General features: G+C 44.7%; 14 protein-coding genes. 9 read left to right on the top strand and 5 right to left on the bottom strand.

Going from position 1 to position 14,802, the window contains the following annotated elements:
• Positions 1-21: 21 nt before the first annotated feature.
• Both H4K34_RS11905 and folK read right to left on the bottom strand, forming a co-directional pair.
• Positions 22-627, bottom strand: a complete 606-nt coding sequence (locus H4K34_RS11905) for a deoxynucleoside kinase (protein WP_210757616.1) — start codon at positions 625-627, stop codon at positions 22-24.
• Positions 614-1,120, bottom strand: coding sequence for a 2-amino-4-hydroxy-6-hydroxymethyldihydropteridine diphosphokinase (folK, locus tag H4K34_RS11900; RefSeq protein ID WP_210757615.1), 507 nt, complete (start codon positions 1,118-1,120; stop codon positions 614-616). The genes H4K34_RS11905 and folK overlap by 14 nt, the downstream gene beginning before the upstream one ends.
• 51 nt (positions 1,121-1,171) lie before the next feature.
• Between folK and sppA the strand changes: the two genes are divergently transcribed.
• Genes sppA through H4K34_RS11885 form a run of 3 tightly spaced genes read left to right on the top strand, consistent with a single transcriptional unit; the run spans position 1,172 to position 4,568 of the window.
• Positions 1,172-2,935, top strand: coding sequence for a signal peptide peptidase SppA (sppA, locus tag H4K34_RS11895; RefSeq protein WP_210757614.1), 1,764 nt, complete (start codon positions 1,172-1,174; stop codon positions 2,933-2,935).
• Positions 2,935-3,630 carry a queuosine precursor transporter gene (locus H4K34_RS11890; protein ID WP_210757613.1) on the top strand — a complete coding sequence of 232 codons (696 nt, stop codon included), beginning with the start codon at positions 2,935-2,937 and terminating at the stop codon, positions 3,628-3,630. The genes sppA and H4K34_RS11890 overlap by 1 nt, the downstream gene beginning before the upstream one ends.
• A complete protein-coding gene (locus H4K34_RS11885) occupies positions 3,624-4,568 on the top strand; it encodes a lysylphosphatidylglycerol synthase domain-containing protein (RefSeq protein ID WP_210757612.1) in 945 nt (314 codons plus the stop codon). Before H4K34_RS11890 ends, H4K34_RS11885 begins: the two co-directional genes overlap by 7 nt.
• On the opposite strand, the gene H4K34_RS11880 is transcribed toward H4K34_RS11885, so the two are convergent.
• Entirely contained in the window at positions 4,549-5,355 is an 807-nt protein-coding gene (locus H4K34_RS11880) for a DUF2797 domain-containing protein (protein ID WP_210757611.1), read from the bottom strand. The genes H4K34_RS11885 and H4K34_RS11880 overlap by 20 nt on opposite strands.
• 33 nt (positions 5,356-5,388) lie before the next feature.
• Here H4K34_RS11880 and H4K34_RS11875 point away from each other — a divergent pair, with 33 nt between their 5' ends.
• From H4K34_RS11875 to H4K34_RS11865, 3 genes are read left to right on the top strand one after another with little or no spacing between them, the layout of a single operon-like run.
• On the top strand, positions 5,389-6,903 hold the full coding sequence (locus H4K34_RS11875; RefSeq protein ID WP_210757610.1) for a GH3 auxin-responsive promoter family protein: 1,515 nt from the start codon (positions 5,389-5,391) through the stop codon (positions 6,901-6,903).
• Positions 6,900-7,736 (top strand): hypothetical protein, encoded by an 837-nt coding sequence (locus tag H4K34_RS11870; protein WP_210757609.1) that lies wholly within the window; start codon positions 6,900-6,902, stop codon positions 7,734-7,736. The genes H4K34_RS11875 and H4K34_RS11870 overlap by 4 nt, the downstream gene beginning before the upstream one ends.
• Before the next feature lie 34 nt (positions 7,737-7,770).
• Positions 7,771-8,385: a deoxynucleoside kinase gene (locus tag H4K34_RS11865; RefSeq protein ID WP_210757608.1), complete on the top strand. Its 615-nt coding sequence runs from the start codon at positions 7,771-7,773 to the stop codon at positions 8,383-8,385.
• 211 nt (positions 8,386-8,596) lie between these two features.
• On the opposite strand, the gene H4K34_RS11860 is transcribed toward H4K34_RS11865, so the two are convergent.
• Both H4K34_RS11860 and H4K34_RS11855 read right to left on the bottom strand, forming a co-directional pair.
• Positions 8,597-11,131, bottom strand: a complete 2,535-nt coding sequence (locus H4K34_RS11860; protein ID WP_246452101.1) for a sodium-translocating pyrophosphatase — start codon at positions 11,129-11,131, stop codon at positions 8,597-8,599.
• Positions 11,132-11,291: 160 nt separating this feature from the next.
• The gene (locus tag H4K34_RS11855) at positions 11,292-12,275 is read right to left on the bottom strand and encodes a pyruvate dehydrogenase complex E1 component subunit beta (RefSeq protein ID WP_210760580.1); all 984 of its coding nucleotides are present in this window, start codon (positions 12,273-12,275) and stop codon (positions 11,292-11,294) included.
• A gap of 166 nt (positions 12,276-12,441) precedes the next feature.
• Between H4K34_RS11855 and H4K34_RS11850 the strand changes: the two genes are divergently transcribed.
• Genes H4K34_RS11850 through H4K34_RS11840 form a run of 3 tightly spaced genes read left to right on the top strand, consistent with a single transcriptional unit; the run spans position 12,442 to position 14,785 of the window.
• Complete coding sequence (locus tag H4K34_RS11850) at positions 12,442-13,188, top strand: electron transfer flavoprotein subunit beta/FixA family protein (protein WP_210757607.1); 747 nt, start codon at positions 12,442-12,444, stop codon at positions 13,186-13,188.
• 17 nt (positions 13,189-13,205) lie between these two features.
• Positions 13,206-14,174 (top strand): electron transfer flavoprotein subunit alpha/FixB family protein, encoded by a 969-nt coding sequence (locus H4K34_RS11845; RefSeq protein ID WP_210757606.1) that lies wholly within the window; start codon positions 13,206-13,208, stop codon positions 14,172-14,174.
• Positions 14,174-14,785, top strand: coding sequence for a bifunctional nuclease family protein (locus H4K34_RS11840; protein ID WP_210757605.1), 612 nt, complete (start codon positions 14,174-14,176; stop codon positions 14,783-14,785). The genes H4K34_RS11845 and H4K34_RS11840 overlap by 1 nt, the downstream gene beginning before the upstream one ends.
• Positions 14,786-14,802: the final 17 nt, after the last annotated feature.

The raw sequence follows: 14,802 nt of genomic DNA, 5'->3' as shown, positions 1-14,802 counted from the left end.
TAAAATCTATTCAATTTCTAACTAAAGGCCTTTAATTCGATCTATGAGAGACTGGACGTCGGATTCGGAGTGTAAAAAATCCTGCAAATCAGCGTCAATTCTTAAAATATTACCGTCCCAGAAATTTTTTAAATACACTCCGTAACGCTCTGTTAACTTTAAAAGGTAATCCTCTTTCAAATTTTGTTCATAGCTGCGACCACGCTTCTTGATGTTTTGAATCAAATTTGGATTACTTCGATGCAGGTAAATAATCAGGTCCGGTTGACGGATTTTATTAAAGGCCATTTGCCAAAACTCACGGTACAAGCGGAACTCAGCCTCATTGAGATTATTCTGAGCAAAGATCAAACTCTTAAAGGGCGCATAATCTGCTATGATATAAGGCTGAAACAAATCGCCACTGCTTGGCAATTCCGATAATTGATGATAGCGATCCGCCAAAAAGGCCATCTCCACCGAAAAGGCATAACGCTCCGGATCTTTATAAAACTTCTCCAAAAAAGGATTGTCCGCAAATTCCTCTAAAATAAGGCGCCCCTTCAATTGCTTGGCTAAAAGCTTGGCCAGCGTTGTTTTCCCAGCCCCTATATTGCCCTCTATGGCGATGTACTTAATATCCTTCAAGCTTCTTGATCTTTTGACGCTCCTCATCTAAGCGTTCTAAATAATTCTCATAGGGAATATCGGTTCCGGGCTCTAGACATTTCGGCTGAAGCTCCAATAAAGGCATTAAAGCAAAAGCCCTTTGATGCAGAAATTTATGAGGCACCTGTAAGTCCGCACCTTGATAAACCTGACTTCCAAATAATAAAATATCAATGTCTATCAACCGGTCTTCATAACCTTGCCCTCCCTTACGCAAACGTCCTAAATCCCCTTCCACATCTAGGATTAATCTTAATAGCCCATCCGGATAAAGCTCGGTTTCCACTTCTAAAACTTGATTGTAAAACCAATTTTCACTCTCCATTTTCCAGGGCGCTGTAATAAACAGCGAGGATTTCCTACTAATAGTAATGGAAGAGTTCAGCAATTGGATTGCCCGCTGGAAGGTCTCTGGAGGATTTCCCAGATTCGCGCCTAAGAGCAGATAAACGCCCTGAACAACTTTCGACAAATCTCAGTATTACTTAATATTGCTAATGCAACGCAAAACTAAATTTCTAAAATGAAATCTTTCCTCAAAATGTTGGTGGCTTCCATCTTAGGTGGTGGAATCTTAATTTTTATCATTTTCATCTTCTTTGCCTCCCTGGCCTCCATTCAGAGCCCGGAGCTAGAAGTATTGGATAACACTGTTTTACGTATCGACATGAATACTCGATATGTAGAAAGAGCACAGAACAATCCCTTTGACAGCTTCGATCCCTTTTCGGGTGAACTGGAATCTGCCGTGGGTCTCGACCATGTAATCGCAGCCTTAAAAGCAGCTAAGGATGATCCGAAAATCAAAGGCGTATTCCTGGATGGCGGAATTCCCATGGCTGGAAGTGCTACCTTAAAAGATATCCGAGAAGCGATTCTGGACTTCAAAAGCAGTGGCAAATTCGTGTATGGCTACTCTGAAGTTCTCACTCAAAAAGGATTATACCTTGCTTCGGTTGCCGATAGCTTTATGGTAAACCCAGAGGGTATCATCGAATTCTCAGGAATGAGTGCAAATGTTACCTATTACCGCCAAGCTTTGGATAATATCGGCGTTAAGCCTGTTGTACTTCGTGCTACCGGAAATAAGTTTAAATCGGCAGTTGAGCCCTTCCTTTCTGATTCCATGAGTACGGCGAACCGCATGCAATTAACCGAATTACTTGGTTCCGTTTGGGGGCAATACCTTTCTGATATTTCGGCCAGCACCGGTATCTCTGTTGAGCAACTCAATTCTATGGCCGATAATCTTCTAACCGACCCTAAAGTGGCTGCGGAAGCTGGCTTAATCCAAGGCCTAGCTTATCAAGACCAGGTAGATGAAATGTTGAGCAAGGCCGTGGCCGTAGATAAAATCTCATCCGTTAACTTCATTAAGCCTGCTAAATATGCCAGTAAATTAGATTTGAATGGCAATTCCGGTTACAATGATAATCGTGTTGCGGTAATCGTTGCTCAAGGGGAGATTCAAAGTGGCGAAGGTGATGAGTACACCATCGGATCTGAACGTATCGCCCGAGCCATTCGCAAGGCGCGCGAAAGTGATAAGGTAAAAGCCATCGTTCTGCGGGTAAATAGCCCTGGAGGTAGTGCTTTGGCATCTGAAATTATTTGGCGTGAAATGGATTTAGCCCGTCAGGTTAAACCCGTAATTGCTTCTATGGGTGATGTGGCTGCCAGTGGTGGATACTACATCGCTTGTTACGCTGATACGATCTTAGCCCAAGAAAACACCGTAACTGGAAGTATTGGTGCCTTTGGACTTTTCTTTACCGCTGAAGAATTACTACACGATAAATTGGGTATCAATATCGAAACCGTTGCCACCAATAAGCACTCCGATTTAGGAGTTATGGATCGCGATCTCACTCCTTCCGAGAAACGTATTTTGATCGCTCAGGTAGACCAAATTTATGGCACCTTTAAAGAAAGAGTGGCTACAGGCCGTGGCATGGACATTAGTTATGTAGACAGCATTGGTCAGGGTCGCGTTTACTCCGGGCAACAAGCTTTAAACCTAGGCTTAGTAGACATGATGGGTGGTTTAGATGAAGCCGTAGCCTTAGCGGCAGAAAAAGCGGGAATCTCTGCCGACTACGGAGTTATTAGCTATCCTGAACTTGAAGATCCTTTACAAGCCTTCTTAAAAGAATTGAACCAGGGATTTGGATCGGCTCAAATCAAAAAGGAATTAGGTCAATATGCCTACTACCTCGATTTGATTCAGAATGCTGAAAAACGTCAAGGTTTCCAAACTCGATTAGAGTTCGACTTGCAAATTGATTAATGAGCGAAACACTCAATAAAAAACAACATAAGCACGCCGGGATCATCTTCGTGGTCCTGGCGGCTTTGTTTATTGCGGCCCTGATTACTTGTAATCTAGTGGCTAATAAATTTGTGGAAGTTGATTTAGGCTTCAAAACCTTTATCGTTTCTGCCGGGGTAATTCCCTATCCCCTCACCTTTTTAATTACCGATATCCTCAGTGAGATATATGGCCGCCGTAATACCGGCTTAGTAGTATTAAGCGGTTTTTTCGCTTCCCTGCTGGTTTTACTAATCCTTTACCTGGGGCATATCTTTCCTGCCATTGATGGCTCACCAGTAAGTGATGAGTATTTCGATACCGTATTCCAAAACTCCTGGCGCGTTATTGCTTCCAGCATGATCGCCTACCTGGTAGCCCAATTTGTGGATGTGCGTATTTTCCACCTCATCAAACAAAAAACCAAGGGCAATCACCTTTGGTTGCGGAACAATTTCTCGACTATCTTCTCGCAATTGGTAGACACCGTTCTGGTAATCAGTGTAATCTTCTGGGGATTGAAAAGCTTTGATGAAATGCTACCCTTAATCGGGGATGGCTGGTTATTCAAAGTTCTCTTTGCCGCTGCCGACACTTTGGTCATTTATCCTCTGGTTCTTTGGATTCGCGCCCATTTTAAATTGCAGCGCGGAGAAGAAATCGCATTATGGTAGGCAAGGCTTTCTTCTGGTCCCTAAAAGTCCTGCTCCTTAGCTTGGCCTTTTACTTTTTATATTTAAAACTCGACTCCATTGAGCTCGATCATTTACAGTGGAACTGGACCCATCACAGTCTTTACTACCTATCGGGCTTCCTTCTTTTGTGGTTTCTAAATCTGCTTTTTGATGCCCAGGCCTGGAGTATCGTTCAAAGTATATTACATCCCATCAGCCTCAAAACAGCCCTGGTTCATAATTTAAAATGCTACGGCTTGGCATTTATATCACCTATGAATAGTGGCGAAATTGCTGGGCGTTACCTTATTCAAGAAAAACCTTACGATCGAAAGAAAGCCTTATTTCTCACCTTCTGGACTCATGCTCCTAAGCTCTTTTCCAAGGCCATTGTAAGCTTTGGGATTTTAGCCTTTATGTTACCCAATCAAGGCTTAGGATTGCAATACAGCCTTTTAGCCCTTTTAGCAATTCTGATTAGCCTGGCTCTATATCTACGCTTGGAAAGGGTGATCAGCCTTTTGCATGAAAAGGAATTGTGGAATCGTCCCTTAAAGGACTATCTCATTAAAGGCAAACCCACTATCCAGCAGAAGCTAGCCGTATTAGCTATCAATGCCTTGCGTTTTCTGCTATTCTCCTCCCAAATGGCATTGGTGTTATTGGCCTTTAAACCGGAACTCCTCACCTGGCAATTGTACTGGTCTATACCGCTGTATTATTTTATTTCGGCCTTAATCCCCAGTTATACAGGAATCGACTTCATCATTAAGGGCACCTTGGCCTTGTATTTCTTCGATGTATTTGAGACCGATGCCCTAAGCTTCACTTTGGCCAGCACCGCAGTATGGTTCTTCAACTGGGCCATTCCGGCCATTGTTGGCCTAAGCAGTCTTAAAAAAGTAGAGATCGATCGACTTAAGCGAAAGAGAGCTTAACGCGATAGCCTGTATTGGCACGCACATTCAGCACCCGTCCCCCTTCAAAAATGAGGTACTGCCCGCGTATGCCTTTGAGCACTGCTTCAATTTGAGGTTCCTTATCCAGATTTATGGATTTCACTTTGGTAGGATATTCCAGCACTGGGTAATCTATCTTCCAAAGCTGATCATCACTGGAATAGAATTGCGCTAAATCGCCTTCCAATTTTGATTTCAAGTTTTGCTTTTCTTCCAGCAGATTAATTTCGGGAATCTCATTTTTCAGCATTCGCTGCCAGGGAGTTTTATCCCCCAAATGCGATTTCATAGCTACTTCAATTTGCCCGGCTTGATAGCGATTTTCGGTCTCGGCAAAAACAATGGCCTCCGAAGCCCCTTGATCAATCCAGCGGGTAGGTCTTTGTCCCATGCGCGTAACCCCTACCTTAATATCACCACTATTGGCTAAATACACCAAATGGGGCTGTAGCTGATAGGATTTTTCAAATTCCAAATCGCGATCTTCAATCCCTTCGTGGGCACGACTCAACTCTGGTCTAATAATGCTTTCGCCCGCCTGTGGCGAGGTAAAGAAACAATTCTGACAAAATCCCATCCGGTATAATTGCTCAAAGCGATTCCCACAATTGGCGCAATACTTCTCATTCACGAATTCTATCGTAATTTGCTGCCCAAGGAGGCGTTGTAACTGAATGAAATCCTGATCGGCCTTTAAGATGTAAGTGGCTTGCCCTTCATCATTTAGCCAGGCCGGCATTTTTTCCAGAGTTAGCGTTAATTCCATAGCTGTAAATCTAGTACAAAACAACCGCAACCCATGAAGCTCGATCTGGTAAATTCCTTCTTAAGCTGGCGCATGAAAAAACGCTATCATCAGTTGGAGTTATTCATGAAATACCCGCATGAAGTGCAGGCCGAAGTGCTGCAAAATCTATTGGGTACTGCTGCGCAAACCGAATGGGGAAAACGCTACGATTTCAAGTCGATTGGCAGCAATGAAGAGTTTCGCGATCGTATTCCCCTGCATCGCTATGAAGATATTGAACCGGAGGTGCAACGCATTCGCGATGGTGCGGATAATGTAATGTGGCCCGGTGATATTCGCTGGTTCGCCAAATCAAGTGGCACCACCAATGCCAAGAGTAAATTCCTTCCGGTAAGCAATGAGCATATCGAAGATTGCCACTTTAAAGGAGGCAAAGACCTGCTCAGCATTTATTGCAACCTCTATCCCGAAACCACCATTTTCAGCGGCATGAACCTGCGATTGGGTGGTAGCACCTTTGTGGATAATGAAGAGATCAACTCCTATTACGGAGATGTATCGGCCATCATCATCGAAAACCTCCCCTTCTGGGTGGAAATGCGCAGTACGCCCAGCAATAAAATTTCTTTGATGCAGGAGTGGGAAGCCAAAATCGAGGCCATGTCTACCACCTCCATGCGCGAAGATGTAACCTCATTAGCAGGGGTCCCATCCTGGATGATGGTTTTACTCGAAAGAGTGCTCGACATCAGTGGCAAAAAACACATTATTGATGTATGGCCCAATCTCGAACTCTATATGCATGGTGGCGTTAGCTTCGCCCCCTACCGCAGTCAGTTTAAAGAACTGATAGGCAAAGACATCAACTACCTCGAAACCTATAATGCTTCCGAAGGCTTCTTTGGCATTCAGGATCAGAAGGAAAGTGAGGATATGCTCCTGATGTTAGACTATGGCATCTATTATGAGTTTATCCCCATGGATCAATTTGATGGCACCAATTCCAAAACCATTGGCCTGGAAGAGGTAAAGCTCAACACCAATTATGCGGTGGTAATATCCACCAATGCCGGCTTGTGGCGCTATCTGATTGGAGATACCATCCGCTTTAGCTCCATTAGCCCCTATCGTTTCCGCATTAGCGGAAGAACCAAGCATTTTATAAATGTTTTTGGAGAAGAATTGATTATCGAAAATGCCGAATCTGCCCTAACTGCGACATGCAACGAAATGGGTGCACGCATTCATGAATACACCGCCGCGCCCATCTTTATGCAGCGCAAAGAAAGTGGTGCCCATCAATGGCTAATCGAATTTGAACAAGAGCCTAATAGTCTGGAAGAATTCGCGCAATTGTTGGATCAAAAGCTCTGCGGCCTCAACAGCGACTACGAAGCCAAAAGACATAAAGGCATGGCCCTAAAACCCCTGGAAGTAATCTCCGCTCGCAAAGGACTATTCTACGATTGGCTCAAGCAAAAAGGCAAATTGGGCGGCCAAAACAAAGTGCCACGTCTCAGCAATAGTCGCGAGCATATCGAAGAACTTTTAGCCCTGCAAACATGAAAGCTATCCTCTATATTTTAAGTATCCTGCTGTGCTTAAACTTAGAGGGCCAGGAATTAGAAAGGCTAAATAGCATCCCGCTTAAAGCTCAGGCCGACTTCATTCAGGTAGACCAATTTGGAAGCATCTATTTGGTGTTGGATAATGAACTGCGCAAGCTCAATAATAAAGGTGAGTATCAGGCCAGCTACAGCGACCCACTGCAAGGAAGCATATCCGATGTAGACCTGCTCAATCCCATGAATCCCATTGTTTATTTCCAGAATTCGAATGAGCTACGGATTCTGGATAACCGCCTTAATCAAAGTCGGGAGCTAAACCTAGCTTACACCTTTAACGACCCCAGCAGCATTGCCGCAGCGGCCGAAAACAGTATCTGGCTCTACGATCAAAATGCCGATCAAATGATTCGCTATTCCTTTGTGGAGAATCGCATCCTGAATCGCAGTCCCATCATTAGTCAGATATTGAATGATGATCAAGCAGAGGTACTCAGTTTCAAAGCAGGCTTTGATCAATTGGTAGTTCACATCAAACAAGCGGAAAAAGAATCCTTCCTACTTTTCGACGCCCAGGGCTCCTATCAAAAAAAGCTTTCCTTAGATACTAGCCTGAGCTCCTATTCTTATTTCAACCAAAAGCTCAGTGTATTGCTAAGCAATGGCCTCTTGCGCATCTACAATTTAAACCTCCAAAATCATTGGGATTTAATATGCCCGGTCGAATCCGCTCGCCAGGTATTTTACTTTCATCCCCAATTGTATTTATACGATGGTGATAAGCTCCATCAATACCGTGTCCAAAGCCCAAGTAAAAGCCCGAACAAGCCCTAAAATATTTTAGATTTGTGGGCTAAAATTAGCAATCATGCATATTGCCGTTTCCGGAAACATCGGATCAGGAAAAACCACCTTAACTCGTTTGCTTGCCAAACACTATAAGTGGACCCCCCATTTTGAAGACGTTGAGGACAATCCTTACCTGGACGATTTTTACCGCGAAATGCAACGCTGGTCCTTTAACCTGCAGATCTACTTCCTAAACAGTCGTTTTCGTCAGGTGAAGGAAATTCGCGATGGCGGTCAGGATATTATTCAGGATCGGACTATCTACGAAGATGCCCACATCTTTGCACCCAACCTGCACGCCATGGGATTAATGCCCAGCCGCGACTTTGAAAATTACATCTCGCTTTTCGAATTAATGGAGTCCTTCGTGGAGCCACCCGATTTACTCATTTACCTCCGTGCCTCCATCCCTACTCTGGTAGATCAAATTCAGAAGCGCGGTCGCGATTACGAGAACAATATTCGCATCGATTACCTCAACCGACTCAACGAGCGCTACGAGGCCTGGATTTCTGGATACGACAAAGGCAAATTACTGATCATCAATGTAGATGAAAACAAGTTTGCCAACAATCCTGAAGATTTAGGAAGCATCATCAATAATATCGACGCCGAACTCAACGGTTTATTTTAATTAAGCTTCTTTAGGCTGCCTTGCGGGCTTTACGCTGCAAGTCCTCACTGCAAAGCATGCTTCGCCTAAGCTTTTGCGGTGGCTTCCTGTGGTCGCCCCTCAAAGCCTGGCTGCGCAATGCTTTTCGCTGCGGGCTTTACGCTGCAATCCCGGGCAGAAAAAAACCCCGACCTTATTCAGATCGGGGCTTCCAAAATATCTAAAGCTTAGTCTAGCCAAACATGGCTAAAGAAGCACTGATTTTATTCTTACCTAATACGCTTACACGTAATTGAGCTGGAATGGCATTACCATCTAAAATCAGGTAAGCACGGCCACTAAAACGACCATCCGCATTTAGTCGCATTTCCTCAGAACGTACTACGGCTTCATTTACTTCAGACTGAAGGATATTACCTAATTCCTCATTGTTCAATAACATTTGGAAGTCGATAATCATCTCACCTTCGGGGAAGTCGAAACGAAAAGCACGTGCATTCAAAGTGCCACCAAAGTTCTCTGGTCCTAAAAAGTCAATAGTCCCTACTGTAGTTCCTTCGGCGGTCATTACATTATCGCTGGCCAATTTTGCCATTTCCTCTTGACCTAAAGGCATATCATTAGCTGCATGGTGACCACCACCTACATGAATGTGAGGAGCGATAACTAAAGAAACGATCGACATCAATTTGATCAAGATGTTCATAGAAGGACCTGAGGTATCTTTAAAAGGATCACCTACAGTATCACCAGTTACTGAAGCTTTGTGAGCATCAGAACCTTTGTACTCCATCTTACCATCGATCTCAACACCAGCTTCGAAAGATTTTTTAGCATTATCCCAGGCACCACCAGCATTGTTCTGGAAGATTCCCATCAATACACCACTTACGGTAACACCGGCTAATAAACCTCCTAACATTTCGGCGGAAGAAGTTCCTTCGAACACTCCATTAAAACCGAAACCAACTAATACCGGAGTAATTAAGGCGATCGCACCGGGTAACATCATTTCGCGGATCGAAGCTTTGGTAGAAATTTCCACACACTTCTCATACTCAGGCTCCGCTTTGTATTCCATAATACCTGGAATCTCTTTAAACTGACGACGTACCTCATGTACCATCGCCATGGCCGCGCGACCTACCGCCGAAATAGCCAAAGAAGAGAAGATAAAAGGAATCATACCACCGATGAACAACATCGCTAATACGGGAGCTTTGTAAATATCAATCGCATCGATACCGGCAATACCTACGAAGGCGGCAAATAAAGCCAAGGCAGTAAGTGCGGCAGAAGCAATCGCGAAACCTTTACCGGTAGCAGCAGTAGTGTTACCTACGGCATCCAGATTATCGGTACGACCACGAACCTCTTCAGGCAACTGGCTCATCTCAGCAATACCACCCGCGTTATCCGCAATAGGACCGAAAGCATCAATTGCCAACTGCATTGCAGTAGTAGCCATCATACCGGCAGCAGCGATAGCCACCCCGTATAATCCAGCGAACATATAAGACAAGATAATACCGGCAGCAAGAATAATGATTGGGATAACAGTAGACTGCATACCCATTGCTAAACCACCAATAATATTGGTCGCATGACCAGTTGAAGATTGTTGTACGATAGAGTTAACCGGCTTCTTACCCATAGCGGTATAGAACTCGGTAATCCAGCTCATTAAGGCACCTACTACTGATCCTACTAAAATGGCCATGAACACATCCATAGCACCAAATTCGTAGCCACGTAATACCATGCTCTCGGGCAACATCCACATACTTAATGGATAGGATACGATCACTACCATAATGATAGAAGACCAGTTACCCATGTTTAAGGCTTTCTGTACCGAGCTATTCTCATTGCTAATACGTACTAAAGCCATAGAGATAATGGAGAAGATCAAGCCTAAACCGGCAATCACCATTGGTAATAAGATTGGAGCCATACCACCGAATTCATCGAGGCTGTTAATCTCCTGACCCAATACCATAGTAGCTAAGATTGTCGCTACATAAGATCCGAAAAGGTCGGCACCCATACCGGCAACATCACCTACGTTATCACCTACGTTATCGGCAATAGTAGCAGGGTTACGGGGATCATCTTCTGGAATACCAGCTTCCACTTTACCTACCAAGTCAGCACCTACGTCGGCAGCCTTAGTATAAATACCACCACCTACACGGGCGAATAATGCGATAGATTCTGCACCTAAGGAGAAACCTGCCAATACTTCGATTGCAGTTTTCATTTCGTCGCCAGTAATGGCAGCACCCTCGGGCACGAACATATTGAAGAATATGATAAATAAGCTACCTAAACCTAAAACGGCCAGGCCGGCTACACCTAATCCCATTACCGAACCACCGGTAAATGAAACTTTAAGGGCAGCTACTAAACTGGTACGAGCGGCTTCGGTAGTACGAACGTTTGCTTTGGTTGCAATGCGCATTCCGATATATCCTGCCAAGGCAGAAAAAACGGCACCAATAACAAAGGCCACCGCAATGATGGGGTGAGAGTGCTCTACCAAGGTTCCGGAGAAACCTAATAATAAGGCGGCGATCACTACAAAGTAGCTCATGATCTTCCATTCGGCTTTCAAGAAAGACATTGCACCATCTGCAATGTGTCCTGCAAGCTCAGACATTTTCGCATCTCCTGAGCTTTGTTTGCTCACCCAGGAAGACTTCGCCAACATGATCAGGATTCCAATAAGGCCAAGGCCTGGAACCGCATACATTAACCAGTCGTTCATAGTTGTATTGATTGATTTGTTCTCTTAATAAGGGGCGCAAAAGTAATCTAAAATGCCAATCAGCCAAAGGCATAGCCCCTGATTATGAGCACAAGCAAGAAAAATAGGGACAAAAAAAAGTCCCGACTGAGCGGGACTTTAATGCTGAATTAAGCAGCTATTATTTTTTGTACATCACTTCCTTAACGGCAGTAATTACTCTGGCAGCATTCGGAAGGAACTCTTCCACCAAGGTAGGCGCATAGGCCATTGGGGTATCTGCAGTGTTGATTCTCAAAATAGGAGCATCCAAGTAATCAAAGGCGTGCTGCTGGCAATGCGCAATAATCTCTGTTGAGATATTTCCCAAAGGCCAAGCCTCTTCCAAAATTACCATACGATTGGTTTTCTTCAAGGAGTTCACCACCGCGGCATAGTCAATCGGACGAACTGTGCGCAAGTCGATGATCTCACATTCGATGCCATCCTTCGCTAATTCTTCAGCGGCTTTATCCGCTTCTTTAATGATCTTACCAAAGGAAACGATGGTTACATCTGAACCTTCACGACGAATGGAAGCTTTTCCAATTTCGATTAGGTATTCCTCTTCCGGAACCTCAGCTTTATCACCATACATCTGCTCACTCTCCATAAAGATCACCGGATCATTATCACGAATGGCGCTTTTCAATAAACCTTTTGCATCGTAAGGATTGCTAGGTACAATCACCTTTAAACCCGGACAGTTGGCATACCAGCTTTCAAAAGCCTGGCTGTGTGTTGCCGCTAGCTGACCCGCAGAAGCGGTTGGCCCGCGGAATACGATAGGTACATTAAATTGACCACCGCTCATCTGGAACATCTTGGCGGCATTATTAATGATCTGATCGATGGCTACCATCGAAAAGTTGAAGGTCATAAATTCTACGATCGGACGTAAGCCGTTCATAGCAGAACCCACACCAATACCGGCAAATCCTAGCTCGGCAATAGGGGTATCCAAAACGCGCTTCGGACCAAACTCATCCAGCATGCCTTTAGAGGCTTTGTAGGCACCATTGTATTCGGCAACCTCTTCACCCATTAAATATACGCGCTCATCGCGACGCATTTCTTCACTCATGGCCTCGGCAACGGCCTCACGGAACTGTATAATTCTGCCCATCATTCAGATTTTGCAGGGCCAAAAGTACTAAAGAGCTTGCAATATGCAGACTAAAATGCACGCATACCCTGAAAATGAAATTAGTATGCATGCATAATATTTTGACCGCGGCTTTTTTTAGGCTATTTTCGCGGCATAGACAATATCACTCTCAGAATAAACACATATGAAGGTACTAGTTTGTATTAGTCACGTACCCGACACAACTTCTAAAATCAACTTCACTGCCGATAACAGTGCTTTTGATAAAAACGGAGTTCAGTACGTAATTAATCCCTATGACGAATTTGGCTTAACCCGTGCGGTTTGGCTTAAGGAAAAGCAGGGTGCTTCCATCACCGTGCTTAATGTAGGAAACAAAGAAACCGAGCCCACTCTGCGCAAAGCTTTAGCGATTGGAGCCGATACGGCCATCCGCGTTGAAGCTGAACCCACCGATGCTTATTTCGTTGCCCAGCAAATTGCTGCTGTAGCTAAAGAAGGTGGATATGATATGATCATTGCCGGTCGTGAATCGATCGACTACAATGGCGGTCAGGTGCCAGGTATGGTAGCCGCTTTATTAGGCTGGCCTTTTGTAAATGCCTGCGCTGGAATGGAAGCCAATGGCGATACTTATGATTTCGTGCGTGAAATCGATGGTGGTAAAGAAAAACTAAGCGCTTCTGCTCCTTTTGTGGTAGCAGGACAAAAAGGCTTGGTTGAAGAAAAAGATCTTCGCATCCCCAACATGCGTGGTATTATGCAAGCCCGTACCAAACCATTGGAAGTTAAAGCTCCGGTAGAGGCGGCCAACAAGACGCAAACCGGCGCCTTTAGCAAGCCTGCTCCTAAGAGTGCAGTGAAAATGGTTGATGCCGAAAACATGGCCGAATTGGTTCGCATGCTCCACGAAGAAGCGAAAGTGATCTAATCAAAAAAATTGGAAGAATGTCTGTATTAGTATATCTAGAATCCTGGGAAGGGAAATTTAAGAAGAACACTTGGGAAGCGGCCACTTATGCGGCCAAAACCGCTTCAATGTTAGGTACCGAAGCCATTGGTTTATGCATTGGCAAATTGGACGAAGACGCTAGCGAAGCCGGTAATTACGGTCTTTCCAAAGTTTTAAAGCTCGAAGGTGATGCCTTCAATCAATTCGACGCCAATGTTTACGGTGCTGCAATTGCAGAAGTAGCCGCTGCTCAATCTGCCAATACGGTAATTGTAAGTGCTACCTTCAATGGCAAAGCCCTAGCTCCAGCTTTGAGCATTCAAGCAGATGCTGCACTTTTAAGCAATGTTGTAGCCCTACCTGAAAATGCCAGTCCATTTAGCGTGAAGCGCGGTGTATTCTCTGGTAAAGGATTTAATATTTTGACTAGCGATGCTGCCAAGCGCATTGTACTCTTTGTTCCTAACTCTATTGCTCCAGAAGCTACCGGCGGTAGCGCGAGTGTAGAAGGAACCTCAGCTGGTCAAGGTTCTATAAGCCCTGTAGCAGTTAAGGAAGTTGACCGTGTTAAGGGTAAAATTCCATTACCCGAAGCGGAGCGCGTAATTAGCGGTGGTCGTGGATTGAAAGGTCCTGAGAACTGGGGCATGATCGAAGAACTTGCCGAAGTATTAGACGCAGGTACTGCTTGTAGCAAGCCTGTTTCGGATATGGATTGGCGTCCTCATAGCGAGCACGTTGGACAAACCGGCATCGCTATTAAACCAAATTTATACGTAGCCGTTGGAATTTCGGGCGCAATTCAACACCTTGCCGGGGTGAGCGCTTCAAAAACCATCGTGGTAATTAATAAAGATCCTGAAGCCCCCTTCTTTAAAGCCGCAGATTACGGCGTGGTGGGCGATGCTTTTGAAGTTGTTCCTAAATTAACTGAGGAAATCAAAAAATTCAAGGCGGCAAATTAATGCAGCAAATCAGGCTTTATGTAAAAGGGCTTTCCTACAGCCAAACCCAAAGTGGTGCTTATGCTTTGGTCTTGGGAGAAGAAAGCGGAGAACGGCGTTTGCCCATTATCATTGGGGGATTCGAGGCGCAAAGTATTGCTATTGCCCTCGAGAAGGATATGAATCCGCCCCGGCCTTTAACACATGACCTATTTAAGAATTTTGCCGATCAGTTTAAGATCACTTTAAAAGAAGTACTGATTCACAAATTACAAGATGGAGTATTTTACTCCATCTTGGTTTGTGAACGCGAGGGGGAAACCCATAGCCTGGATGCCCGGACCTCGGATGCAGTGGCACTGGCTATTCGTTTTAAAACCCCCATCTTCACCTACGAAGAAATACTGGACAAAGCCGGGGTTATCCTTGGCGAAGGTCAGGCGGATACCGAAAAAGGTAAAAGCAGCAAAGCAAAGTCTACTGAAAAAAGTAGCAGCAGCCCCGGACTCCTCTCTACCCAAAGTCTGGATAGCTTAAAAAAACAAATGGATGAAGCGGTTCGTAATGAAGACTACGAGCGCGCTGCCCGACTCCGGGACGAAATTGAAAAACGGGAAGGAAATAAAGACTAATTCAAGGTCTTAATTAC

This window comes from Croceimicrobium hydrocarbonivorans, assembly GCF_014524565.1.
GTDB classification, from domain to species: Bacteria; Bacteroidota; Bacteroidia; order Flavobacteriales; family Schleiferiaceae; genus Croceimicrobium; species Croceimicrobium hydrocarbonivorans.
Note: the sequence above shows the minus strand (reverse complement) of the source record. Positions and strands in the feature narration are given on the sequence as shown.

Coding starts and splice junctions, on each gene's coding strand:
- sppA (WP_210757614.1), top strand. CDS start 1,172: ATGAAATCTTTCCTCAAAATGTTGGTGGCTTCCATCTTAGGTGGTGGA.
- H4K34_RS11840 (WP_210757605.1), top strand. CDS start 14,174: ATGCAGCAAATCAGGCTTTATGTAAAAGGGCTTTCCTACAGCCAAACC.
- H4K34_RS11860 (WP_246452101.1), bottom strand. CDS start 11,131: ATGAACGACTGGTTAATGTATGCGGTTCCAGGCCTTGGCCTTATTGGA.
- H4K34_RS11870 (WP_210757609.1), top strand. CDS start 6,900: ATGAAAGCTATCCTCTATATTTTAAGTATCCTGCTGTGCTTAAACTTA.
- H4K34_RS11845 (WP_210757606.1), top strand. CDS start 13,206: ATGTCTGTATTAGTATATCTAGAATCCTGGGAAGGGAAATTTAAGAAG.
- H4K34_RS11885 (WP_210757612.1), top strand. CDS start 3,624: ATGGTAGGCAAGGCTTTCTTCTGGTCCCTAAAAGTCCTGCTCCTTAGC.
- H4K34_RS11875 (WP_210757610.1), top strand. CDS start 5,389: ATGAAGCTCGATCTGGTAAATTCCTTCTTAAGCTGGCGCATGAAAAAA.
- H4K34_RS11890 (WP_210757613.1), top strand. CDS start 2,935: ATGAGCGAAACACTCAATAAAAAACAACATAAGCACGCCGGGATCATC.
- H4K34_RS11855 (WP_210760580.1), bottom strand. CDS start 12,275: ATGGGCAGAATTATACAGTTCCGTGAGGCCGTTGCCGAGGCCATGAGT.
- H4K34_RS11865 (WP_210757608.1), top strand. CDS start 7,771: ATGCATATTGCCGTTTCCGGAAACATCGGATCAGGAAAAACCACCTTA.
- H4K34_RS11880 (WP_210757611.1), bottom strand. CDS start 5,355: ATGGAATTAACGCTAACTCTGGAAAAAATGCCGGCCTGGCTAAATGAT.
- H4K34_RS11850 (WP_210757607.1), top strand. CDS start 12,442: ATGAAGGTACTAGTTTGTATTAGTCACGTACCCGACACAACTTCTAAA.